Here is a 21,799-nt window from a genome sequence, read left to right as displayed (position 1 = left end):
TTGTGTATAAGAGTCAGGGGCAGCGGTCCGGCGTCCGGGTTCGCGTCCGGTGGGTCCGGTGGGTCCGGTGGGTCCGGTGGGTCCGGTGGGTCCGGTGGGTCCGGTGGGTCCGGTGGGTGGCCGGGCCCGCCTGCTAGGCCTGCCTCACCCGCAACGCGCGGGCGAGGTCGTCGAGCTGGTCGGCGAGCTTGCGGCGCAGGGCCGGGATGGGGTCGGCCTCGCTCAGGCAGCTCTCGCCGAGGGCGAGGGTCTGCGGGGTGACGGCGCTGGCGGGGAAGGCCCAGCGGCCGGCGGCTTCGGCCATGGCGGGGCCGCGTCGTTCGGCGACGGCCACGGCGGCGGGCCAGTACCGCTCGATGTACTCGCGGACGAGGCCGGCCTGTTCGGGCTGCCAGAAGCCCTGGGCGGTGGCGGTGAACAGGTAGTTGGAGAGGTCGTCGGTGGCGAACATCGCGTCCCAGGCGGCGCGCTTGGCCTGGGGGTCGGGCAGTGCGGCGCGGCAGCGGGCGGCGCCCTCCTGACCGGTGGCGCTGGGGTCCTGGACGAGTTCGGCGTCGATCACGGCGTCGTCGACGGCGCCGAGGACGCTGAGCCGGCCGAGGATGCGCCAGCGCAGCTCGGGGTCGAGTTCGGGGCCGCCGGGGACGGTGCCCTCGGAGAACCAGGCGCTGATGGTGTCGGGGTGGACGGCGACGTCGATGAGGTGGCGTACGGCGGTCAGGCGCAGGCCGGGCCGGGAGCCGTCCTCGGTGCGGCGGATGAGGTCGCGGCACAGGTCGGTGAGGGTGGTGAGGGCGGTGGGCCGCTCCTCGGGGCTCAGGTACCGGTCGGCGACATGGGCGGTGGCGAAGGTCAGGACGCCCTGGACGACGGCGAGGTCGGTCTCGCGCGGCAGGTGGGTGCGGGCGGTCTCGATGTAGGCCATGGCGGGCAGTTCGCCGTCGCGTACGGCGTCGCGCAGCGCGTTCCAGACGACGGCCCGGGTGAGGGGGTCGGGGAGGCCTCCGAGGGCGGCTCGTACGGTCTGGAAGGACTTGGTGTCGAAGCGGACCTTGGCGTAGGTGAGGTCGCCGTCGTTGAGGAGGAGCAGGTCGGGGCGGCGGCCGGGGCGGGGGTCGGCGGCGTCGCCGCGGGGGACGTCGAGTTCGAAGCGCTCACGCAGGGTGAGGCGGTCGTCCTCGCCGGGGACGGTGTCGTAGGCGCCGACGGCGATGCGGTGGGGGCGGCTGCCGTCGCGGTCGACGGTGAGGTGCCACTGGCCGTCGGCTTCGGTGATCTCGGGCCTCAGGGTGTCGACGCCGGTGGTGCGCAGCCAGGCGTCGGCCCAGGCGTGGACGTCGCGATCGGTGGCGGAGGCGAGGTTGTCGATGAAGTCGGCGAGGGTGGCGTTGGCGAACTTGTGGCGGGCGAAGTGGGTGTTGATGCCCGCGAGGAAGTCCTTCTCGCCGAGCCAGGTGACGAGTTGGCGCAGTGCGGAGGCGCCCTTGGCATAGGAGATGCCGTCGAAGTTGAGCATGGCGGACGCGGTGTCGGGGACGGCGTCCGGGTCGGGTGCGACGGGGTGGGTGGAGGGGCGCTGGTCGGCGTCGTAGCCCCAGGACTTGCGGGCGACGCCGAAGTCGACCCAGGTGTCGGTGAAGCGGATGGCTTCGGTGAGGGTCTGGTAACCCATGTACTCGGCGAAGGACTCGTTGAGCCAGATGTCGTCCCACCAGCGCAGGGTGACGAGGTCGCCGAACCACATGTGGGCCATCTCGTGGGCGATGACCATGGCTCGGGTCTGCCGCTCGGTGTCGGTGACGGCGGAGCGGTAGACGAACTCGTCGCGGAAGGTGACGAGTCCGGGGTTCTCCATGGCGCCGGCGTTGAACTCGGGGACGAACGCCTGGTCGTAGGAGTCGAAGGGGTAGGGCTCGTCGAACTTCTCGTGGTAGCGGTCGAAGCAGGCGCGGGTGACGTCGAGGATCTCGTCGGCGTCGGCGTCGAGGTAGGGGGCCAGCGAGCGGCGGCAGTGGAGGCCGAAGGGCAGGCCCGCGTGTTCGGTGCGCACCGAGTGCCAGGGGCCGGCGGCGACGGCGACGAGGTAGGTGGAGATCAGCGGGGTGGGGGCGGCTTGCCAGCGGCCGTCTCCGAGGTGTTCGGTGATGCCGTTGGCGAGGACGGTCCAGCCTTCGGGGGCGGTGATGGACAGCTCGAAGACGGACTTGAGGTCGGGCTGGTCGAACGCGGCGAAGACGCGCTGGACGTCTTCCATGAAGAGCTGGGTGTAGAGGTACGTCTCGCCGTCGGTGGGGTCGGTGAAGCGGTGCATGCCCTCCCCGGTGCGGGAGTAGCGCATGGAGGCGTCGACGCGCAGTTCGTGCTCGCCGGCGGTGAGTCCCTTGAGGGGCAGCCGGTTCTCGTCGAGGGTCTCGGGGTCGAGGGGCCGGCCGTCCAGGGTGACGGAGCGCAGTTCGGCGGGCTTCAGCTCGACGAAGGTGTCCGCGGCGGTGCGGGAGGTGAACCGGATGACGGTCAGGGAGTCGAAGGTGTCGTCCCCTCCTGTCAGATCGAGTTCGATCCCGTAGTGGTGGACGTCGAGGAGCTTGGCACGGGTCTGCGCTTCGTCGCGCGTCAGTACGGACATGAGGCCATGCTGCCCGATGGCGCGGTCGGGACACAGGGGTGGTGCGGTATGTGCGCTCTGCGCATTTCTGATCGCGGGGTGCGGTCACGGCGTGCCGAGGGGCGGTCGCGGCACGGCCGGCGGCGGTCACGGCACGGCCGGGGGCGGTCACGGCACGGCCGGGGGCGGTCGGGGCACGGCCGGCGGCGGTCACGGCACGGCCGGCGGCGGTCACGGCACAGCCGGCTCCGCGATCGCGGCACAGCCGAGGGGCGGTCGCAGCACAGCCGGGGGCGATCACAGCACAGCCGGGCGGTGGTCACGGCACAGTCGGGCGGCGGTCAGAGCACAGCCGAGGGGCGATCGCGGCACAGCCGAGGGGCGGTCACGGCACGGCCCGGGCGGTCACGGGCCGGCGGCGGGATGGCGCCCCGCCGCTGTCACTCCCCCGTGCCGGAGGTGCCGGCCGGACTGCCGCCCGCGTCGTCCGCGATGCGCTCGTGGTGCCGGATGACCTCGGCGATGATGAAGTTCAGCAGCTTCTCGGCGAAGGCCGGATCGAGCTTGGCGCTCTCGGCGAGGCGGCGCAGCCGGGCGATCTGGTGGGCCTCGCGGGAGGGGTCGGCCGGCGGGAGCTGGTGGGCGGCCTTGAGGTGGCCGACCTGCTGGGTGCATTTGAAGCGTTCGGCGAGCATGTGGACGACGGCGGCGTCGATGTTGTCGATGCTGTCGCGCAGCCGGGCCAGCTCCGCGCTGACGTCGGGGCCGGCTTCCTGGGGCTTGCTGGTGGTCATGACAGCCAACCCTACGTGGCCCGCGGGGGCCCGATCCTGACGGGAGGCCGTGCGCGGTCGCCCGCGACCGGGGTCGCGGGCGCCGCGCTCACGGGCCGTACCGGATCAGAGTCCGGCGGCCGCCCTGGCTATGTCGGCGGCGAAGGTCGAGACCTCGCTGTACACGCCGGGGTATCCGGGCTCGGCGCAGCCCTCGCCCCAGCTCACGATGCCGACCTGGATGTAGGCGCCGGTGTCGTCCTTGCGGAACATGGGTCCGCCGGAGTCGCCCTGACAGGTGTCGACGCCGCCCTGGGCGACGAATCCGGCGCAGATCTCGTCGCCGGGGACGAGGTCGCTGCCGTACGCCTGCTTGCAGGTGGCGTCGTCGACGAAGGGGACGGTGGCCTTGAGCAGGTAGCGCTGCTGTCCGCCGCCTTCGCGGGTGGCGCCCCAGCCGGCGACGGTGAAGTTGCCGTTGTTGTAGGCGGTGTTGGTGGCGATCTTCAGGGTGGGCAGGCTGATGGGCCTGGCGAGCTTGATGAGGGCCCAGTCCTTGCCCTTGCCGGTGTAGCCGGGGGCCTGGAGCACCTTGGTGGACTTGACCTTGACGGCGCTGCTGCTCTGGAGGTCTACGACGCCGGCGGTGGCCGTGATGGAGGTGTTGGTGCCGGAGCCGTTCACGCAGTGCGCGGCGGTCAGGACGATGCTCTGGGTGTAGAGGGCGCCGCCGCAGCCCATGGAGAGGCGGACCATGAAGGGGAATTCGCCCTGGGCGGCGCGTGTCCCGCCGACGACGGGTGCGGGTGCGGCGTGGGCGGTCAGCGGCTGGAGGGACACGGTGGCGAGTGCGATCGCGCCGACGGTGAGCAGTCTTCTGATGACGCCGTACTTCCTGAGAGACTTCAACGCGCTTCCTTTCGTGGGGGGTTGTCCGCGAGGCGGGCGCACGGGGAAATGCACGGGGAATCATGCATGGCATGCACCTGCCAAGCTGGTGGGGATTATGGGGACCGGCCGCCACGCCGGGCAAGAGCCGCATTCCGGCCAGTCGCGGCCTTCCGCCGCGCTCCCCCGCCCCGCTCCCCCGTCACCGAGCGGAACCGCGCCTACAGTGGAGAGGAGTTCCGGCGTCTTCTGGGGGTGCGGGCGTGGCGAACGGCGGACCCGTCGAGCACGGCTTCCCGCATCTGGACACGGTGCGGGCATCGGTCACCGCGCTCTACAAGCGGCTCTCGTACGACACCATCCGCACCTTCGCGACCAGCGTGGCGCCCGCCGACGTGGCCTTCGCGGACATCGACGACCTGCATCTGGGCGCCCAGCGCGTCGCCCGCGAGATGGTGCGGCACTACCGGCTGCCGGACGCCCGGATGATCATCGGCTTCCGCGAGATGACCCACGCGGCGCATGTCGAACTCGCCGCGGGACCCGAGTACTTCATCGAGCTCAACGACCGCTTCCGCACCCATCGCAGGGACATCGGCGCCGCCCTCGCCCACGAGGTGATGCACGTCTATCTGCACCGCCTGGACCTCTCGTTCCCCGGCACCCGCGACACCGAGATCCTCACCGACACGGCCGCGGCCTACCTCGGCGCGGGCTGGCTGCTCCTCGACGCCTACCGCGAGGACGGCGCCTCCTCGCAGAAGCTCGGCTATCTGACACCCGAGGAGTTCGGCTATGTCCTGGCCAAGCGCGCCCTGGTCTTCGGCGAGGACCCCTCGGTCTGGTTCACCAGCCCGCAGGCGTTCACCGCGTACACCAAGGGCATGGAGCTTGCCCTCGGCGACGGGCGGCAGCCCCCGCTGACCGCCGCCGGCTGGGTTGGCCGCCGCCGCTACGCCAGGGACCGCCGGCACGCCCAGGACCATCACACCCCCGACCACTCCGGAGTCCCCTACGCCTTCGCGCCCGACGACCGCGGGCCGCTACGCGTCTCCTTCCCGTGCCCGACCTGCCACCAGCGCATCAGGGTGCCGGTTCGCGGCCGGGTGCGGGCGCGGTGCGCACTGTGCCGGACGGTGCTGGAGTGCGACACCTAGGCGTCGGACAGGCCGGGGCGGCCCACCCCGTGCGCCGCCCAGCGAGTGCGCCGTTCGTGTCGCCGGGGGGCGGGCCGGGTGAGGCAGAACACCCCGAAAGCCTTTGCCTCGCGGGTCCGTGGCGAGCGAGGGTCGAAGGATGAGCACGAACGACCCGACCGCACTTCTCTTCCCCGCCGTGTACGAGGGGGACGAGGACACGGTCGTACGGCTGCTGCGCGCCGGGGTGAGCCCGGAGGCGGTCGACGAGGACGGCCAGAGCGCCCTGTACCTGGCCGCGGTGAGCGACCGGCCCGCCGTCGTACGGCTGTTGCTGGCGGCCGGCGCCGAGCCCGACCGGCTCAGCCTGGGCACGGACGCTCCCCTGTGCGGCGCCGCCTGCGGCGGTCACACGGAGGTGGTCCGCGCCCTGCTCGCGGCGGGGGCGTACCCGGACACGGTGGAGGCGTTCGGTTTCACCGCGCTGACCTGGGCCCTGCGAGGGGGTCACACCGCCGTCGCGGAGGCGCTCCTCGCGGCGGGCGCGGACCCCGACCTGCCCGGGCCGGCGGGCGAGCCCCCGCTGGTGACGGCCGCGCACCGGGGCTCGGCCGGCTGTGTACGGGCCCTGCTCGCGCGCGGGGCGGGAGCGCGGGGCGAGGCGCTGGCGGAGGCCCGCCGGCTGCTCGGCGTCGGCGTCGAGACCGAGCTCCGGGAGGGCCTGGCCCGCACGCACGGCGCCGGCCACGCGGCGGTCACCCACCGGCATCCGTCGCCCGGTGGCGTCACCGTCGAGGTCCGGCTCCTGGACGAGCGGGGCAGGCCGTTCGCGGGCGCCGACCTGGAGACCGGCCACACGGAGATCGTCGCCCTGCTGAAGGCGAGCACGACCCGCCCCGGACACTGAGCCCCGACGGCTCCGGGGGCGCTACGGCGGCACGCGCGCCGGTCCCGTGAGGCTCTACGGCGGGAACCGCGCCGAACCCGCCGTATCCGACACCGCCGGGGAGCGCCGGCCTCCGCCTTGGATCCGAACGCACCGATCCCCGCTCACTCGGGTCTGCACGGCACGTGGCCTCCCTCCGGCCGATCCGCCGGACAGGCCCTAGCGCGCCCCGTACACCGCCCCCGGAGTCTCCGCCCGTGTCAGCAGTTCGCGGGCCGTCTCGCCGGCCTCCGCCGGGGTCCAGCGGGCTCCCTTGTCGGCGCTCGGGCCCGGCCGCCAGCCCTCCATGACCGTGATCCGGCCGCCCTCCGTCTCGAAGACCCGGCCGGTGACCCCGGCGCTGGCAGCCGATCCGAGCCAGACGACCAGCGGCGAGACGTTGCCGGGGTCCATGGCGTCGAATCCGCTGCCGGGGGCGGCCATCGTGTCGGCGAAGGTGCGCTCGGTCATCCGGGTACGGGCGGCCGGGGCGATGGCGTTGACCTGGACGCCGTGGCGCTCCATCTCGGCCGCCGCGACCAGGGTCAGCGCGACGATGCCGGCCTTGGCGGCGCTGTAGTTGCCCTGTCCGACGGACCCGAGCAGGCCCGCGCCGCTGCTGGTGTTGACGACCCTGGCGTCGGGCGCGCGGCCCGCTTTCGCCTCGGCGCGCCAGTGCGCCGCCGCCTGCCTGAGCGGCAGGAAGTGCCCCTTCAGGTGGACCCGCATCACGGCGTCCCAGTCGTCCTCGTCGAGGTTGACCAGCATCCGGTCGCGCAGGAATCCGGCGTTGTTGACGAGGGTGTCGAGACGCCCATACGTGTCCAGCGCGGTGCGGACGAGCGACGCGGCGCCCTCGGCCGTCGCGATGTCGCCGCCGTGGGCCACCGCCTCGCCGCCCGCCGCGCGGATCTCCTCGGCCACCTGCCGGGCCGGGCTGTCCGCCGCGGGGAGGCCGTCGAGGCCGACGCCGAGGTCGTTGACCACGAGCCGTGCGCCCTCGGCGGCGTACGCCAGCGCGTGCGCCCTGCCGAGCCCGCGGCCCGCGCCCGTGACGATCACGACCCGCCCCTCGCACAGCAGTCGCGCGCTCATCGTGTCTCTCCTGACTGGTCCTTGTTGGCGGTGGCGGCGTCGAGGAAGGCGGGCCGTTCCCCGCCTCCGTGGACGAGGAGGGAGGCGCCGCTGATGTAGGCGGCGGCGTCGGAGGCGAGGAAGACGGCGGCGGCGCCGACGTCGGAGGGCTGGGCGAGGCGGCCCAGCGGGACGGTGCGGGCGACGGCGGCGAGGCCGTCCTCGCCGCCGTAGTGCAGATGGGCGAGTTCGGTGCGGACCATGCCGACGACCAGGGTGTTGACCCGGATCTCCGGCGCCCACTCGACGGCCATCGAACGCGCCAGGTTCTCCAGTCCCGCCTTGGCGGCGCCGTAGGCGGCGGAACCGGGCGAGGGGCGTGAGCCGCTCACACTGCCGATCATCACGATCGAGCCCCGGGTCCGTCTGAGGTGGTCGCGGGCCGCGATCGACGCGGTGAGGGGAGCGACGAGGTTGAGCTCGATGACCCGGGCGTGCCGCTCGGCGTCCGCGTCGGCCAGCGGGCGCCAGGGGGCCCCGCCCGCGTTGTTGACCAGGACGTCGAGCCGGGGCAGGGCGTCGAAGAAGGCCCGTACCGCGGCCGCGTCGCGCAGGTCGAGGGGGATGAAGTCGGCTTTGCCGAGGGGGTTTTCGGGCGGCCGTCGGGCGCAGGCCACGACGTGGGCGCCGGCTCGCTCGAAGGCGCGGGTGATGCCCGCCCCGACGCCTCGGGTGCCGCCGGTGACGACGACGGTCCGGCCGCCGAGGTCCACGGCGGGTCCGGGCCGGTCCATGGTGTCCGCGTTGTCCACAGGGCCTCCCGCGCGGCCGCGATCGCTGCTAGCTTCGCATCACACCTAACAAACGTTTGGTGGAAAGGTAGCTGATGTGGCCATGGGTGTCTCCACCTCGTCCCCGGAAAAGGGGATTTCCGTCGTCACGGTCGACTTCCCGCCGGTGAACGCGCTGCCGGTGCGCGGCTGGTTCGCCCTCGCCGACGCCGTGCGCGCGGCGGGCGCCGACCCCGGGGTCCGCTGTGTCGTCCTCAGAGCGGAGGGGCGCGGGTTCAACGCGGGCGTCGACATCAAGGAGCTGCAGCGCGACCCCACCGGCGGGGGCGCTCTGATCGGCGCGAACCGCGGCTGTGCGGAGGCCTTCGCCGCGGTGTACGAGTGCGAGGTGCCCGTCGTGGCCGCGGTGCACGGTTTCTGCCTGGGCGGCGGCATCGGGCTCGTGGGGAACGCGGACGCGATCGTGGCGAGCGAGGACGCCGTCTTCGGGCTGCCCGAGCTGGACCGCGGTGCGCTGGGGGCTGCCACGCATCTGTCCCGTCTCGTCCCTCAGCATCTGATGCGGGTCCTGTACTACACCTCGCGGACGGTGACGGCGGCCGAGCTGCACGCCCACGGTTCGGTGTGGCGGGTCGTGCCGCGCGAGGAGCTGCGGTCCGCGGCGCTGGAGCTGGCGCGCGAGATAGCGGCCAAGGACGGGCAGCTCGTCCGGCTCGCCAAGGCCGCCATCAACGGCATCGATCCCGTCGACGTGCGCCGCAGCTACCGCTTCGAGCAGGGCTTCACGTTCGAGGCCTCTCTCGCCGGTGTGGCCGCCCGCGTCCGCGACACCTTCGGCGAGGAGGCCCCCCGGTGAGCGACAAGACCATGTCGGCACAGGACGTCGTCGGCCGGCTGGAGAGCGGGATGACGCTCGGCATCGGCGGCTGGGGCTCGCGCCGCAAACCGATGGCGCTGGTGAGAGCGTTGCTCCGCAGCGAGATCACCGATCTGACCGTCGTGTCGTACGGCGGCCCGGACGTCGGTCTGCTCGCCGCGGCCGGCCGGATCCGCACCCTGGTCACCGCCTTCGTGACGCTCGACTCCGTTCCGCTCGAACCGCACTACCGCGCGGCCCGCGAACGCGGCGCGTTCGAACTGAGGGAGGTGGACGAGGCGATGTTCATGTGGGGGCTGCACGCGGCGGCGAACCGGCTGCCGTTCCTGCCGGTGCGGGCGGGGCTCGGCTCGGACGTGATGCGGGTCGATCCGAGCCTGCGGACGGTCACTTCGCCGTATCCGGACCCGGTCTCGGGGATCCGGGAGGAGCTCGTCGCCATGCCGGCGTTGCGCCTGGACGCGGCCCTGGTCCACATGAACCGGGCGGACCGCGCGGGCAACGGCCAGTATCTGGGCCCCGATCCGTACTTCGACGACCTGTTCTGCGAGGCGGCGGACGCGGCATACGTCTCCTGCGAGCGGATCGTCGACACGGCGGAGCTGACCAAGGAGGCGGTGCCGCAGACGCTGCTACTCCAGCGGTCGTCGGTGACCGGGGTGGTGGAGACGCCGAACGGGGCGCACTTCACGTCGTGCGTCCCGGACTACGGACGGGACGAGGCCTTCCAGAAGCTGTACGCGACCACGCCGTACGCCGAGTTCGCCGAGCGGTTCCTCGGCGGCGGGGAACACGCCTATCAGAGCGCCGTGCGGGACTGGCGGAAGGAGCGGGACCGGTGAACGGGGAAGGAGCGGGAGCGGTGGGCGTCACCCGGGCCGAGTACTGCGTGATCGCGTGCGCCGAGGCGTGGCGGGGCGACGGAGAGGTGCTCGCCAGCCCGATGGGCCTGATCCCGTCGATCGGCGCCCGGCTGGCCCGGCACACCTTCTCGCCGGATCTGCTGCTGACCGACGGAGAGGCGCTGCTCGTCGGTCTCGACGGCACGCCGGAGGGCTGGCTGCCGTACCGCAGGCATCTGACGGCGGTGACCGGCGGGCGGCGGCACGTGATGATGGGGGCGAGCCAGATCGACCGGTTCGGCAACCAGAACATCGCGTGCGTCGGCGACTGGTCCCGGCCCCGGCGCCAGTTGCTGGGTGTGCGCGGAGCGCCGGTCAACACCCTGAACAATCCGACCAGTTACTGGATCCCCAGACACTCGACCCGGGTGTTCGTGGAGCGGGTCGACATGGTGTGCGGGGTGGGGTACGACCGGGCCGCCGCCGCGGGCCCGAGCGCCACCCGCTTCCATCGTCTCCCCCGGGTGGTGACCGACCTGGCCGTCCTCGACTTCGCGACGCCCGACCACTCGATGCGGCTGGCGTCCGTCCACCCGGGCGTGAGCGTCGAGCAGGTCGAGGAGGCGACGGGGTTCGGGCTGAGCGTCCCGGACGAGGTGCCGTTCACCCGTGAGCCGAGCGCGCGGGAGCTGGAGCTGATCCGCACGGTGATCGACCCGGCCGGCCGGCGTGAGAACGAGGTGCCCGATCCGCGGGGCACCTCGACCGGCGGTCCGGGCGGGGGCGGGCGCTGATGGACACCGCGCTGACCCGGCTCGTCGGTGTCCGGCATCCCGTCGTGCAGACCGGCATGGGCTGGGTGGCGGGGCCCCGTCTGGTCTCGGCGACGGCGAACGCGGGCGCGCTCGGCATCCTGGCCTCGGCGACGATGACGCTCGACCAGCTCCGTGACGCCGTGCGGGAGGTCAAGTCCCGTACGGACCGGCCTTTCGGTGTGAATCTGCGTGCCGACGCCGGGGACGCGGGCGACCGGGTGCGGATCATCGTCGAGGAGGGTGTGCGCGTCGCGTCGTTCGCGCTCGCCCCGTCCCGCGAGCTGATCGCCGGGCTGAAGGAGGCGGGGGTGGTCGTCGTGCCGTCCGTCGGGGCGCGGCGGCACGCCGAGAAGGTGGCCGCCTGGGGTGCCGACGCGGTGATCGTGCAGGGCGGGGAGGGCGGCGGTCACACCGGGGAGGTGGCGACGAGCGTGCTGCTGCCCCAGGTGGTGGACGCCGTGGACATCCCGGTGGTGGCGGCGGGCGGCTTCCACGACGGGCGGGGTCTGGTGGCGGCGCTGGCCTACGGGGCGGCGGGGATCGCGATGGGCACGCGGTTCCTGCTGACCTCGGACTCGACCGTGCCCGACGCGGTGAAGGCGAGGTATCTGGCGGCGACGGTGCGGGACGTGACCGTGACGACGGCCGTGGACGGGCTGCCGCACCGCATGCTGCGCAGTGAGCTCGTCGACGCGCTGGAGGGGGCGGGGCGCGCCGGGGCGCTGGTCCGGGCGGTGCGCCGGGCCGCCGGGTTCCGGCGTCTGTCCGGGCTCTCCTGGTCCCGGATGATCCGCGACGGTCTCGCCATGAGACACGGCAGGGATCTGACCTGGAGCCAGGTCCTGCTCGCCGCCAACACCCCGATGCTCCTGAAGGCGTCGATGGTGGACGGCCGGACGGACCTGGGGGTGATGGCGGCGGGCCAGGTGGCGGGCGTGATCGAGGATCTCCCGTCGTGCGCGGAACTGGTCGAGCGGGTGATGGCGCAGGCCCACGCGACGCTGGGGGCACTTCCCGCGGCGGGCGGCACGGATCCGTGGTGGGCCGAGGCCTGCGGCGGGCCGCCCGCTTAGTGCCCGCCCGGCACACGGGTCCGGTCCCCTCCTTCTTCCTCTCCCGTCGGGGGTCCTCAGAGGCGTTCGATGATCGTCACGTTCGCCTGGCCGCCGCCCTCGCACATCGTCTGGAGGCCGAACCGGCCGCCGGTGCGTTCCAGTTCGTGCAGCAGGGTGGTCATCAGGCGGACACCGGTGGCGCCGAGCGGGTGGCCGAGGGCGATGGCGCCGCCGTTGACGTTGACCTTCTCGGGGTCGGCGCCGGTCTCCTTGAGCCACGCGAGGACGACCGGGGCGAACGCCTCGTTGATCTCGACGAGGTCGATGGCGGCCAGGGACATGCCGGTCTTCTTCAGGGCGTGGGCGGTGGCCGGGATGGGGGCCGAGAGCATCCGGATGGGGTCCTCGCCACGGACGGAGAGGTGGTGGACGCGGGCACGGGGGGTGAGTCCGTGTTCGCGGACCGCCCGTTCGGAGGCGAGCAGCATCGCGGCGGCGCCGTCGGAGACCTGGGAGGAGCAGGCGGCGGTGATGGTGCCGCCCTCGACGACCGGTTTCAGCGCCGCCACCTTCTCCCGGGTGGTGTCGCGGCGCGGTCCCTCGTCGGCGGTGACGTCGCCGAGGGCGACGGTCTCGCGGGCGAAGCGGCCCTCGTCGGCGGCGCGGACTGCCCGCTGGTGGGAGCGGAGGGCGAACTCCTCCTGGTCGCGGCGGCTGATGCCCCATTTCGCGGCGATGAGTTCGGCGCCGTGGAACTGGTTGACGGGGCGGTCGCCGTAGCGTGCCCGCCAGCCCTCGCTGCCCGCGAAGGGGCCTTCGGTGAGGCCGAGGGGTTCGGCGGCCTGGCGGGAGGCGAAGGCGATGGGGATGCGGCTCATGTTCTGCACGCCACCGGCGACGACGAGGTCCTGGGTGCCGGACATCACGCCCTGGGCGGCGAAGTGCACGGCCTGCTGGGAGGAGCCGCACTGCCGGTCGACGGTGACTCCCGGGACCTCTTCGGGCAGTCCGGCCGCCAGCCAGCTCGTGCGGGCGATGTCGCCGGCCTGCGGTCCGACGGTGTCGAGGCAGCCGAGGACGACGTCGTCGACGGCGGCCGGGTCCACGCCGGAGCGTTCGACGAGGGCCTTGAGCACGTGCGCGGCGAGGTCGGCGGGGTGGACCCCGGCGAGTCCTCCCCCGCGTCGCCCGACGGGTGTGCGGACCGCTTCGACGATGTAGGCCTCGGCCATGACGACTCCCTCGGGGGTGTGGGTGGTTCGCTTACGTCTCCTCGCGGACGGAGATGCCGTCGAGCACCATCGACAGGTACTGCCGGGCGATCTCCTCGGGGCTGTGCTGACCGCCGGGCCGGTACCAGGAGGCGGCGACCCACACGGTGTCGCGCACGAAGCGGTAGGTGAGGCGGATGTCGAGGTCGGCGCGGAAAACCTCGGCGCCGACGCCGCGTTCCAGGGTGCTCAGCCAGGCCTTCTCGAAGTTGCGCTGGGACTCGGCGAGGAAGGCGAAGCGCTCCTGTGCGGCGAGGTGGCGGGCCTCCTTCTGGTAGATCGCGACGGCCGCGCGGTGCCGGTCGATCTCCCGGAAGGATTCGGTGACCAGGGCTTCCAGGGTTTCGCGGGGGCCGAGTCCGGCGTCGAGGACGGTGTCGTAGCCGTCCCAGAGTTCGTCGAGGAAGGTCCGCAGGATCTCCTCCAGCATCGATTCCTTGGAGTCGAAGTGGTAGTAGAGGCTGCCCGCGAGCATCCCGGCCTCGTCCGCGATCTTGCGGACGGTGGTGGCGTTGTAGCCCTGTTCGGCGAACACCTCGGCGGCGGTGCCGAGCAGTTCGCGGCGGCGCTCGGGGGTGGCGGTCACCTGGGGCTTCTTCTTGGTAGGCACCGGGCCATTGTCGTCCTAGGCATGCTGGCTGCTCACGGACACGACCTCGCCGGTCAGGTACGAGGAGTAGCCGGAGGCGAGGAACACGATCACGTTGGCCACCTCCCAGGGTTCGGCGTGGCGGCCGAAGGCCTCGCGGGCGGTGAGCTCTTCGAGCAGTTCGGGGGTGGTGACCTTCACCAGGTGGGGGTGCATGGCGAGGCTGGGCGAGACGGCGTTGACGCGGACGCCGTAGGCGGCGGCCTCGATCGCGGCGCAGCGGGTGAGGGCCATGACGCCCGCTTTCGCCGCGGCGTAGTGGGCCTGTCCGGCCTGGGCGCGCCAGCCGACGACGGAGGCGTTGTTGACGACGACTCCTCCGCCGCCGTGCTCCTTGAGCCGTTGGAGGGCGGCCCGGGTGCAGCGGAAGGTGCCGTTCAGGGTCACGTCGAGGACGGTGGACCACTGCTCGTCGGTCATGTCGACGAGGGACGAGGTGCCGCCGAGGCCCGCGTTGTTGACGACGATGTCCAGTCGGCCGTGGACGTTCTCGGCGGTGTCGTAGAGGGCCTGGACCTGGTCCTCGGCGGTGACGTCGCAGGGCAGTGCGGTGATCCGGGCGGGGCCGAACTCCGCGGCCAGGGTCTCGGCGGTCTCCTTGAGCCGGCGGGTGTGGGCGTCGCTGATCAGGACGCGGGCGCCCTCCTCCAGGAACCGGCGCGCGGTGGCTCCGCCGATGCCCGCGCCCGCGGCGGCGGTGATGACGGCGCTGCGGCCCTTCAGCAGTCCGTGGCCGGGTACGTACGCCGGGCTCTCGACGTCGCTCATGACTCCAAGCTAACCTACCAAACACTTGTTAGGGAAGCTCCGCCGGAAGGTGCCGCCGATGGATCTCACCCGCTCCCCCGCCGACGAGGCGTTCCGCGCCGAGGCCCGTGCCTGGCTGGACGTCCATGTCCCGGCGGCCGCGCTGCCCTCGCTGGAGACCGAGGAGGGCTTCGCGGCCCATCGCGCGTGGGAGGCCGAACTGGCCGCGGACCGCTGGTCGGTGGTGTCGTGGCCCGCGGAGTACGGCGGCCGGGACGCGGACCTCGTGCGCTGGCTGGGGTTCGAGGAGGAGTATCACGCGGCGGGCGCGCCGGGCCGGGTCGGGCAGAACGGCATCAGCCTGCTGGCGCCGACCCTGTTCGAGCACGGCACCGCCGAGCAGCGTGCGCGGGTGCTGCCCCCGATGGCCACGGGTGAGGTGGTCTGGGCACAGGCCTGGTCCGAGCCCGAGGCGGGCTCCGACCTGGCCTCGCTGAGGTCGCGCGCGGTGCGCGTGGACGGCGGCTGGCTCCTGCGGGGGCACAAGACGTGGTCGTCGCGGGCCGCGTTCGCCGACCGGGCCTTCGGCCTGTTCCGCAGCGAGCCGGGCCTGGCGAAACGCCACCAGGGCCTGACGTATCTGATGTTCGACCTGCGCGCGCCGGGTGTGACGGTCCGTCCGATCGGGCGCCTGGACGGCCGGCCGGCCTTCGCGGAGCTGTTCCTGGACGATGTCTTCGTGCCCGACGGGGACGTGATCGGTGAGCCGGGTCAGGGCTGGCGGGTGGCGATGTCGACGGCGGGCAACGAACGGGGTCTCACCCTGCGTTCGCCGGGACGTTTCGTGGCGGCCGCGGACCGGCTGGCCGCGCTGTGGCACGCCCACGGCGACCCGTCGGACTCGGCGCTGCGCGACCGGGTGGCCGACGCGGTGATCGGTGCGCGCGCCTACCAGCTCTTCACGTACGCCCATGCCTCCCGGCTGCTCGAAGGAAATGGCGGCGCCTCCGCTCGAGCGGAGCCGAGCGTGGGGGACATCGGGCCGGAGTCCAGTCTGAACAAGGTGTTCTGGTCGGAGCTCGACATCGCGCTGCACGAGACGGCTCTGGATCTGCTGGGCGCCGAGGGCGAGTCGGCGGACACCGAGTGGTGCGAGGGGTACGTCTTCGCGCTCGCGGGTCCCGTCTACGCGGGCACCAACGAGATCCAGCGCGACATCATCGCCGAGCGGCTGCTCGGCCTTCCGAAGGGCCGCCGCTGATGCGCTTCCTCCTCGACGCCGAACAGCGTGCCTTCGCCGCCTCCCTGGACGCGATGCTGGCGGCCGCGGACACGCCGTCGGCGGTGCGTGCGTGGGCGGGCGGCGACCACGCGCCGGGGCGGGCCCTGTGGTCGCGGCTGGCCGAGGCGGGCGTGTTCGCGCTGGCGGTCCCGGAGGCGTACGAGGGAGTGGGACCGCTTCCCGTGGAACTGGCGGTCGCCTTCGTGGAGCTGGGCCGGCACGCGGTTCCGGGCCCGGTGGTGGAGACGGTCGCCGCCGCCGTCCTGCTGGGTGAGCTGAGCGCGCTGGGCGAGCCGGGTCCGGCCGAGCGGCTGCTGCCGGGGCTCGCGTCGGGCAAGAGCCTGGCCACTCTGGTCCTGCCCGACGGCCACCGTCCCGCGGCGGTCGCTCCGGCACCCCCCGAGGGACACACGCCCGGAATGCACACGCCCGGAAGGCAGACGCCCGACGCGCACACGCCCGACGGTCACCCGCCCGGCGCGGCGGCGACGCCCACCGGCGGCCACGCGCCGGACCCGAACCCGGCAGCCCTGTCCGGCGGTTACGCGCTCGACGCGGACGCGGCGGCGGTGTCGCTCGTGGTGGACGGTGACGGGCTGCGGCTCGCGTCCGGTCACGGGCCGGTGCGGGCGTCCGTGGACGGGGCGCGCCGGCTCGCCCGTCCGGAGGGCGGCGGCGAACTCCTGGCCGCGGGCCCGCGGGTCGAGCGCGCCGCGCCGCGGGCGCTGGTGTGGGCCCGGCTCGCCACGGCCGCCCAGGCCCTCGGGGTGGGCCTCGCGCTCCTCGGCCAGACCGTCGAGTACGTCGGCCGGCGGACCCAGTTCGGGGTGCCCGTCGGTTCGTTCCAGGCGGTCAAGCACCGGCTCGCGGACGCGCTGATCGCCCTGGAGTTCGCGCGCCCGCTGCTGTTCGGGGCCGCGCTGTCGATGGCACCGGCGGAGGTGGCCGCCGCGAAGGTCGCGGCGTGCGAGGCCGCGTACACGACGGCACGGGCCGCGCTGCAGTTGCACGGCGCGATCGGCTACACGGCCGAGTACGACCTGTCGCTCTGGTTCACCAAGGCCCGCGCCCTGCGTTCGGCCTGGGGCACCCCGGCCGAGTGCAGGGCCGAGGCGCTGGCCGGTCTCAGTGGTGGTGGTCGTCGTCCCCGCTCGTGAGCGCCCGGTATTCCTCGGCCGTCGGCTTCGGGATCCTGGTGCCGGGCCCGTACAGGGCGCGTGCCAGCCGGGCGCGCAGCCGTGCGGCCGGACCGACGCGGCGGGCCACGCCGTTCGCGTCGACGAGCGGGCCCACCTCGTAGGGCGGCGCCTGTTCGTGCTGGGTGAGGGTGAACCGCCGGGCCGGGGTGAGCGGTTCGTGGACCTCGATGTACTCGCCGTGCGGCAGCATCTTGATCGTGCCGGTCTCGCGACCGTGCAGCACCTCGTCGCGGTCGGCGCGTTGCAGCCCCAGACAGATCCGTTTCGTGACGACGTAGGCGAGCGCGGGCCCGGCGAAGACGGCGACGCGGACGAACCAGGTGATCGCGTTGATCGACAGGTGGAAGTGGGTGGCCCACAGGTCGTTGCCGCCGCCGACGAGCAGGACGGCGTACAGCGTCAGCCAGGCGACGCCGAGCGCGGTGCGGGTGGGCACGTTGCGTGGCCGGTCCAGGATGTGGTGCTCGCGCCGGTCGCCGGTGACCCAGGCCTCGATGAAGGGGTAGGCCGCGATGGCGGCCATGATGAGCGGGAAGAGCGAGAAGGGGATGAGGACGCCGAGCTGGAGGGTGTGGCCGAAGGCGTTGATCTCCCATCCCGGCATCACGCGGATGAGTCCTTCGGAGAAGCCGAGGTACCAGTCGGGCTGGGCGCCGGTGGTCACCAGGTCGGCGCGGTAGGGCCCGAACGCCCACACGGGGTTGATGGTGGCGATCGCGCCCATGATCGCCAGGACGCCGAAGACCAGGAAGAAGAACCCGCCGGCCTTGGCCATGTAGACGGGCATGAAGGGCATGCCGACGACCGACTTCTGGTCCTTTCCGGGTCCCGGGTACTGGGTGTGCTTGTGATGGAAGACCAGGATCAGATGGGCGACGACCAGTCCCAGCATGATGCCCGGCAGCAGCAGGACGTGGATGGGGAAGAACCTCGGGATGATGTCGTGCCCGGGGAACTCCCCGCCGAAGAGGAAGAAGGAGAGGTACGTCCCCACGACGGGAATCGACAGGATGGCGCCGTCGGCGAAGCGGACGCCGGTGCCGGAGAGCAGGTCGTCGGGGAGCGAGTAGCCGGTCAGTCCGGTGATCAGGCCGAGCATCAGCAGGGTCCAGCCGAACAGCCAGTTGACCTCGCGCGGCTTGCGGAACGCGCCGGTGAAGAACACCCGCATCATGTGCACGAGCATCCCGGCGAGGAAGACGAGCGCGGCCCAGTGGTGGATCTGGCGGATCAGCAGTCCGCCGCGCACGTCGAAGCTGATGTCGAGCGTGGACTCGTACGCCCGTGTCATGACGATGCCGTTCAGCGGCCCGTAGGAGCCGTGGTAGACGACCTCGACGCCGCTCGGTTCGAAGAACAGGGTGAGATAGACGCCGGTGAGGATCAGGACGAGGAAGCTGTAGAGGCAGACCTCGCCGAGCATGAACGACCAGTGGTCCGGGAAGACCTTGCGCATGTTGGCCCTGGCCAGGGAGTAGATGCCGAGGCGTCCGTCGGCCCAGTCGGCGAGCCGCTCCCCTTTGCCGGTCTCCGGCGCGCGCCGGGCCCGTACGGCCGTGTCGCCCGAAGTCGGCGAAGTCCCGCTACCGGGTGCTCCGTTCGCCGAAGTCCCCGCGGTCCGGCCGGAGTCGATCTCTCGTGCGCCCATTCGCCGCTCCCCTCGGCCCACCAGGGTGGCACGCCGACCGTTCGAAGCCAACGGGGCGTCGCGGAAGGGGTGTTGGGGCGGGCCGGGCAGGGGCGGGCACTGTCCGCGCCCCGGCCTCGGGGGGAGGGGGCGGGTCAGGCCAGGATTCCGCGGGCGCGTGCCGCCGCCAGCCACCGCGGGAACTCCGCCACCAGTCGGTCGTACAGCTCCCCGTCGCTCACCCGGCGCGGATCCGAACCCGCGTGGAAGAAGCCCGCGTTGTCGACGACCCGCTTGTGCGGCACGGCCAGTTCGTCGAGTCTGCGCAGGAAGTCGAACTGTCTGCTGCTCCGGTCGCCGAACCCTATGAACTGCCAGAACATCGGCAGCCTGGCGGCCTTGCACACATACCGTTCGGCGGCGAGCTTGTTGATGGGCCCTCCGTCGGTCTGGAAGACGACGAGGGCCGGGGCGTCGGAACCGCTGTCGAGGTAGTGGTCGATGACGGCGTCCATGGCCAGGTGGTAGCTGGTCCTGCCCATGTGCCCGAGCCCTGCCGCGATCCGTTCGATCCGCCCCCGGTGGTTGTCGAGCGCGATGTCGGTGACCGCGTCGACATCCGTGGAGAAGAAGACGACGGGGACGATGCCGTCGTCGTCGAGGTGGGCGGACAGGCCGAGCACCCGGTCGGCGAGTGTCTGCACACTGCCGTCGTCGTAGTACGGCTTCATCGACCCCGAGTAGTCCACCACCAGGTACACGGCGGCCCGTTGGCCGCTCAGTCCGTGTTTGGTGAGACTGACTCCGGCGCTCTTGTAGGGGCCCACCAGCGCGGGCGCGGTCTCCTCGATCTTGGTGAGGCTGATTCCGGCCATGCGTGCTCCCGTCGTACGAGGACTGCGGAACGCCGAGATTACGTGACCGTCCGGACACCGTCCCGGCCGCTCCGGAGCGCGGGCGCGGGGGTTCCGCCACGGCGGGTCCGGATCGTGGCCCTGCCGTTCCCCGCGGGCCGGGGGGTTGGATAGTTTGATCACCGCCGTCCCCACCGGCTCACCTTCCCCCCAGTACCCGCGCGTTCCAAGGAGCCGGCCGTGGAGTCCGAGTCCGCCGTCACCACCTGCTACCGCCACCCCAAGGTGGAGTCGCATGTGCGCTGCACCCGTTGCGACCGCTACATATGTCCGAACTGCATGCGTGAGGCGGCCGTCGGCCACCAGTGCGTGGAGTGCGTGAAGGAGGGCGCGCGGTCCGTCCGGCAGGCCCGCACGGCCTTCGGCGGCCGGATATCGACGGTGCCGGCGGTGACGTACGCCCTCATCGGCCTGAACGTACTGGCCTATGTGGCCGAACTGCTGCGCTCCTCGGTCGTGGACCGGTTCGCGATGCTCGGCGCGGGTCTCGCGGACTCGGAGGGGGGCCACTACCTCTGGGACTTCCCGTACCCCTCGTCCTTCCACGCGGAGGGCCTCGTCGACGGGGAGTGGTACCGGCTGCTGACCGGCGCGTTCCTGCATCTGCCGCCCACGGAGGGCACGTTCGGGATCGCCCACATCGTGATGAACATGTTCGCGCTGTGGAACATCGGCCGGATCGTCGAGGCCCAGCTCGGCCGGGTCCGCTATCTCGCGCTGTATCTGCTGTCGGCGCTCGGCGGCTCGGTCCTCGTGCTGCTGATCGCGCCCGAGGAGCAGACGATCGGCGCGTCCGGCGCGATCTTCGGTATCAGCGCCGCCTACTACGTGATGGCCCGCCGCGTCGGCGCGGACATGGCCGGCGTCAACCGGTTCATGGCGGGCCTGCTGGTCTGGCTCCTGATCTCGGCGGGGCTCACGTCCTGGCAGGGGCACCTGGGCGGGCTGCTGGCGGGCGGACTCGTGACCGCGGCCTACGCGTACGCTCCCCGCGACCACCGCAGGACCCTGGTCCAGGCGTCCGTCTGCGTGGGCCTGCTCGCCCTGCTCGTGGTCCTCACGGTACTGAAGGTGTCGGCACTGCGGACGGGCGCGGTGTAGCCGGCGCGGGAGCGAACGGCTGGGGCCCGTACGTCGGCACGGGCCCCGGCCAGGGTGGCGGAGCGCGTCGACGGCCGCCGCCCGGTCGGGTGCCTCGTGGCACACGTGTGCGGCGCCCTCGCAGCCCGCCAAGGGCCCTGGCCTCGCCCCCGCCGTGCATACCCTGTGCCGCATGAAACGCGCGGATTGTCTGTTCTTCGTTCTGGCCGCCGTGCTGATCACGGCGGCGGTCCATCTCGCCACGCCCGAGCACGCCACGGCCGATCCCAAGGGCGGCGCGTCGCCCCCGGCCCGGTCCCGCGCGCAGGCGGAGCCGGAGCGGGTGGCCGGCGGCAAGGCCGTCGTCGCGCCGGCCACCAGCCGCGCCGCCCCGGCGAGGCCCGCCGCCCCGGCGAGGTCCGTCGGCCTCGCCGCTCCGGACAAGAAGGAACTCGCCCAGGAGATCGTGTCGAGTGCCGAGAACTCCACGCTGAAGTGGCACGAGGCGTACGGCTACATCGAGGACATCGGCGACGGCCAGGGCTACACGGCGGGCCTCGTCGGCTTCTGCACCGGCACCCACGACCTGCTCACCCTGGTCGAGCGCTACACCGAGGCACACCCGGACAACGGGCTCGCCCGCTATCTCCCGGCCCTGCGCGAGGTCGACGGCACCGACTCCCACGAGGGCCTGGACCCGGGCTTCCCGGCGGCCTGGCGCCACGAGGCCGGCCTCACCGCGTTCCGCGAGGCCCAGGACTCCGAGCGCGACCGGGTCTACTTCGACCCCGCGGTCCGGCTCGCCAAGCTCGACGGTCTCGGCACTCTCGGCCAGTTCATCTACTACGACGCCATGGTGCTGCACGGTCCGGGGACCGGCGACCACGGCTTCCACGGGCTGCGCGAGCGCGCCCTGCGCGAGACGGACCCGCCGTCCGAGGGCGGCGACGAGAAGTCGTACCTCGGCGCCTTCCTGGACATCCGGCGCGCGGCCATGAAGTCCGAAGACCCCGACCGTGACACCACCCGCGTCGACACGGCCCAGCGCCGGTTCCTCGACGAGGGCAACCTCGGCCTGCGCACACCGCTGGAGTGGAAGGTGTACGGCGAGACCTACCGCGTGCCGTAGCCGCCGGGCGGGTGCGGACATGCGGCGGCGCCGGCCCGGTCGTCCGGTCGGGGACCGTTGGGCAGGCGCCCGCTCGTGGCTGTGGCTTATAAACAACAACCAGCCCACGAGACCGCGCTT

Annotated in this window: 20 protein-coding genes; 10 read left to right on the top strand and 10 right to left on the bottom strand. The window is 72.7% G+C overall.

Features of this window, described 5'->3' with window-relative positions:
• Positions 1-133 precede the first annotated feature (133 nt).
• The 3 genes from pepN to ACFXGX_RS30745 form a co-directional block, all read right to left on the bottom strand.
• Positions 134-2,626: an aminopeptidase N gene (gene pepN / locus ACFXGX_RS30755; protein WP_384797428.1), complete on the bottom strand. Its 2,493-nt coding sequence runs from the start codon at positions 2,624-2,626 to the stop codon at positions 134-136.
• 419 nt (positions 2,627-3,045) lie between these two features.
• Positions 3,046-3,399 carry a chorismate mutase gene (locus ACFXGX_RS30750; protein WP_384797425.1) on the bottom strand — a complete coding sequence of 118 codons (354 nt, stop codon included), beginning with the start codon at positions 3,397-3,399 and terminating at the stop codon, positions 3,046-3,048.
• 105 nt (positions 3,400-3,504) lie between these two features.
• Positions 3,505-4,287 carry a S1 family peptidase gene (locus ACFXGX_RS30745; protein ID WP_384797422.1) on the bottom strand — a complete coding sequence of 261 codons (783 nt, stop codon included), beginning with the start codon at positions 4,285-4,287 and terminating at the stop codon, positions 3,505-3,507.
• 242 nt (positions 4,288-4,529) lie between these two features.
• Between ACFXGX_RS30745 and ACFXGX_RS30740 the strand changes: the two genes are divergently transcribed.
• Together ACFXGX_RS30740 and ACFXGX_RS30735 are read left to right on the top strand one after the other, a co-directional pair.
• A complete protein-coding gene (locus ACFXGX_RS30740; protein ID WP_384797419.1) occupies positions 4,530-5,423 on the top strand; it encodes a hypothetical protein in 894 nt (297 codons plus the stop codon).
• Positions 5,424-5,562: 139 nt separating this feature from the next.
• Positions 5,563-6,309: an ankyrin repeat domain-containing protein gene (locus tag ACFXGX_RS30735; protein ID WP_384797416.1), complete on the top strand. Its 747-nt coding sequence runs from the start codon at positions 5,563-5,565 to the stop codon at positions 6,307-6,309.
• Positions 6,310-6,507: 198 nt separating this feature from the next.
• On the opposite strand, the gene ACFXGX_RS30730 is transcribed toward ACFXGX_RS30735, so the two are convergent.
• Complete coding sequence (locus ACFXGX_RS30730) at positions 6,508-7,422, bottom strand: SDR family oxidoreductase (protein WP_384797414.1); 915 nt, start codon at positions 7,420-7,422, stop codon at positions 6,508-6,510.
• Positions 7,419-8,195 carry an SDR family oxidoreductase gene (locus tag ACFXGX_RS30725; RefSeq protein ID WP_384797437.1) on the bottom strand — a complete coding sequence of 259 codons (777 nt, stop codon included), beginning with the start codon at positions 8,193-8,195 and terminating at the stop codon, positions 7,419-7,421. The genes ACFXGX_RS30730 and ACFXGX_RS30725 overlap by 4 nt, the downstream gene beginning before the upstream one ends.
• Positions 8,196-8,295: 100 nt before the next feature.
• Between ACFXGX_RS30725 and ACFXGX_RS30720 the strand changes: the two genes are divergently transcribed.
• From ACFXGX_RS30720 to ACFXGX_RS30705, 4 genes are read left to right on the top strand one after another with little or no spacing between them, the layout of a single operon-like run.
• Complete coding sequence (locus tag ACFXGX_RS30720; protein ID WP_384797411.1) at positions 8,296-9,048, top strand: enoyl-CoA hydratase family protein; 753 nt, start codon at positions 8,296-8,298, stop codon at positions 9,046-9,048.
• Positions 9,045-9,911 carry a CoA transferase subunit A gene (locus tag ACFXGX_RS30715; protein WP_384797408.1) on the top strand — a complete coding sequence of 289 codons (867 nt, stop codon included), beginning with the start codon at positions 9,045-9,047 and terminating at the stop codon, positions 9,909-9,911. Before ACFXGX_RS30720 ends, ACFXGX_RS30715 begins: the two co-directional genes overlap by 4 nt.
• Complete coding sequence (locus ACFXGX_RS30710) at positions 9,908-10,705, top strand: CoA-transferase subunit beta (RefSeq protein WP_384797405.1); 798 nt, start codon at positions 9,908-9,910, stop codon at positions 10,703-10,705. The genes ACFXGX_RS30715 and ACFXGX_RS30710 overlap by 4 nt, the downstream gene beginning before the upstream one ends.
• Positions 10,705-11,799 (top strand): NAD(P)H-dependent flavin oxidoreductase, encoded by a 1,095-nt coding sequence (locus ACFXGX_RS30705; RefSeq protein WP_384797402.1) that lies wholly within the window; start codon positions 10,705-10,707, stop codon positions 11,797-11,799. Before ACFXGX_RS30710 ends, ACFXGX_RS30705 begins: the two co-directional genes overlap by 1 nt.
• 56 nt (positions 11,800-11,855) lie before the next feature.
• Here ACFXGX_RS30705 and ACFXGX_RS30700 read toward each other — a convergent pair whose 3' ends face one another.
• The 3 genes from ACFXGX_RS30700 to ACFXGX_RS30690 are packed head-to-tail and all read right to left on the bottom strand — an operon-like array spanning position 11,856 to position 14,469.
• Positions 11,856-13,013 (bottom strand): acetyl-CoA C-acetyltransferase, encoded by a 1,158-nt coding sequence (locus ACFXGX_RS30700; protein ID WP_384797399.1) that lies wholly within the window; start codon positions 13,011-13,013, stop codon positions 11,856-11,858.
• A 31-nt stretch (positions 13,014-13,044) separates the two neighbouring features.
• Entirely contained in the window at positions 13,045-13,662 is a 618-nt protein-coding gene (locus tag ACFXGX_RS30695; protein ID WP_355759943.1) for a TetR/AcrR family transcriptional regulator, read from the bottom strand.
• Between the two features lie 15 nt (positions 13,663-13,677).
• Positions 13,678-14,469 carry an SDR family oxidoreductase gene (locus tag ACFXGX_RS30690; RefSeq protein ID WP_384797396.1) on the bottom strand — a complete coding sequence of 264 codons (792 nt, stop codon included), beginning with the start codon at positions 14,467-14,469 and terminating at the stop codon, positions 13,678-13,680.
• Between the two features lie 58 nt (positions 14,470-14,527).
• Between ACFXGX_RS30690 and ACFXGX_RS30685 the strand changes: the two genes are divergently transcribed.
• The gene (locus tag ACFXGX_RS30685) at positions 14,528-15,709 is read left to right on the top strand and encodes an acyl-CoA dehydrogenase family protein (protein ID WP_384797393.1); all 1,182 of its coding nucleotides are present in this window, start codon (positions 14,528-14,530) and stop codon (positions 15,707-15,709) included.
• Positions 15,709-16,887: an acyl-CoA dehydrogenase family protein gene (locus tag ACFXGX_RS30680; RefSeq protein WP_384797390.1), complete on the top strand. Its 1,179-nt coding sequence runs from the start codon at positions 15,709-15,711 to the stop codon at positions 16,885-16,887. Before ACFXGX_RS30685 ends, ACFXGX_RS30680 begins: the two co-directional genes overlap by 1 nt.
• Here ACFXGX_RS30680 and ACFXGX_RS30675 read toward each other — a convergent pair.
• Positions 16,856-18,577 (bottom strand): cytochrome bc complex cytochrome b subunit, encoded by a 1,722-nt coding sequence (locus ACFXGX_RS30675; protein WP_384797387.1) that lies wholly within the window; start codon positions 18,575-18,577, stop codon positions 16,856-16,858. The two genes, ACFXGX_RS30680 and ACFXGX_RS30675, sit on opposite strands and share 32 nt — an antisense overlap.
• A 134-nt stretch (positions 18,578-18,711) precedes the next feature.
• Positions 18,712-19,431 (bottom strand): vWA domain-containing protein, encoded by a 720-nt coding sequence (locus ACFXGX_RS30670; RefSeq protein WP_384797384.1) that lies wholly within the window; start codon positions 19,429-19,431, stop codon positions 18,712-18,714.
• Between the two features lie 219 nt (positions 19,432-19,650).
• On the opposite strand from ACFXGX_RS30670, the gene ACFXGX_RS30665 reads away from it, so the two are divergent.
• Both ACFXGX_RS30665 and ACFXGX_RS30660 read left to right on the top strand, forming a co-directional pair.
• Positions 19,651-20,571, top strand: a complete 921-nt coding sequence (locus ACFXGX_RS30665; RefSeq protein ID WP_384797381.1) for a rhomboid family intramembrane serine protease — start codon at positions 19,651-19,653, stop codon at positions 20,569-20,571.
• Positions 20,572-20,743: 172 nt separating this feature from the next.
• On the top strand, positions 20,744-21,679 hold the full coding sequence (locus ACFXGX_RS30660) for a chitosanase (protein ID WP_384797378.1): 936 nt from the start codon (positions 20,744-20,746) through the stop codon (positions 21,677-21,679).
• Positions 21,680-21,799 lie beyond the last annotated feature (120 nt).

This window comes from Streptomyces sp. NPDC059371 (genome assembly GCF_042751995.1).
Taxonomy (GTDB): Bacteria; Actinomycetota; Actinomycetes; order Streptomycetales; family Streptomycetaceae; genus Streptomyces.
Note: the sequence above shows the minus strand (reverse complement) of the source record. Positions and strands in the feature narration are given on the sequence as shown.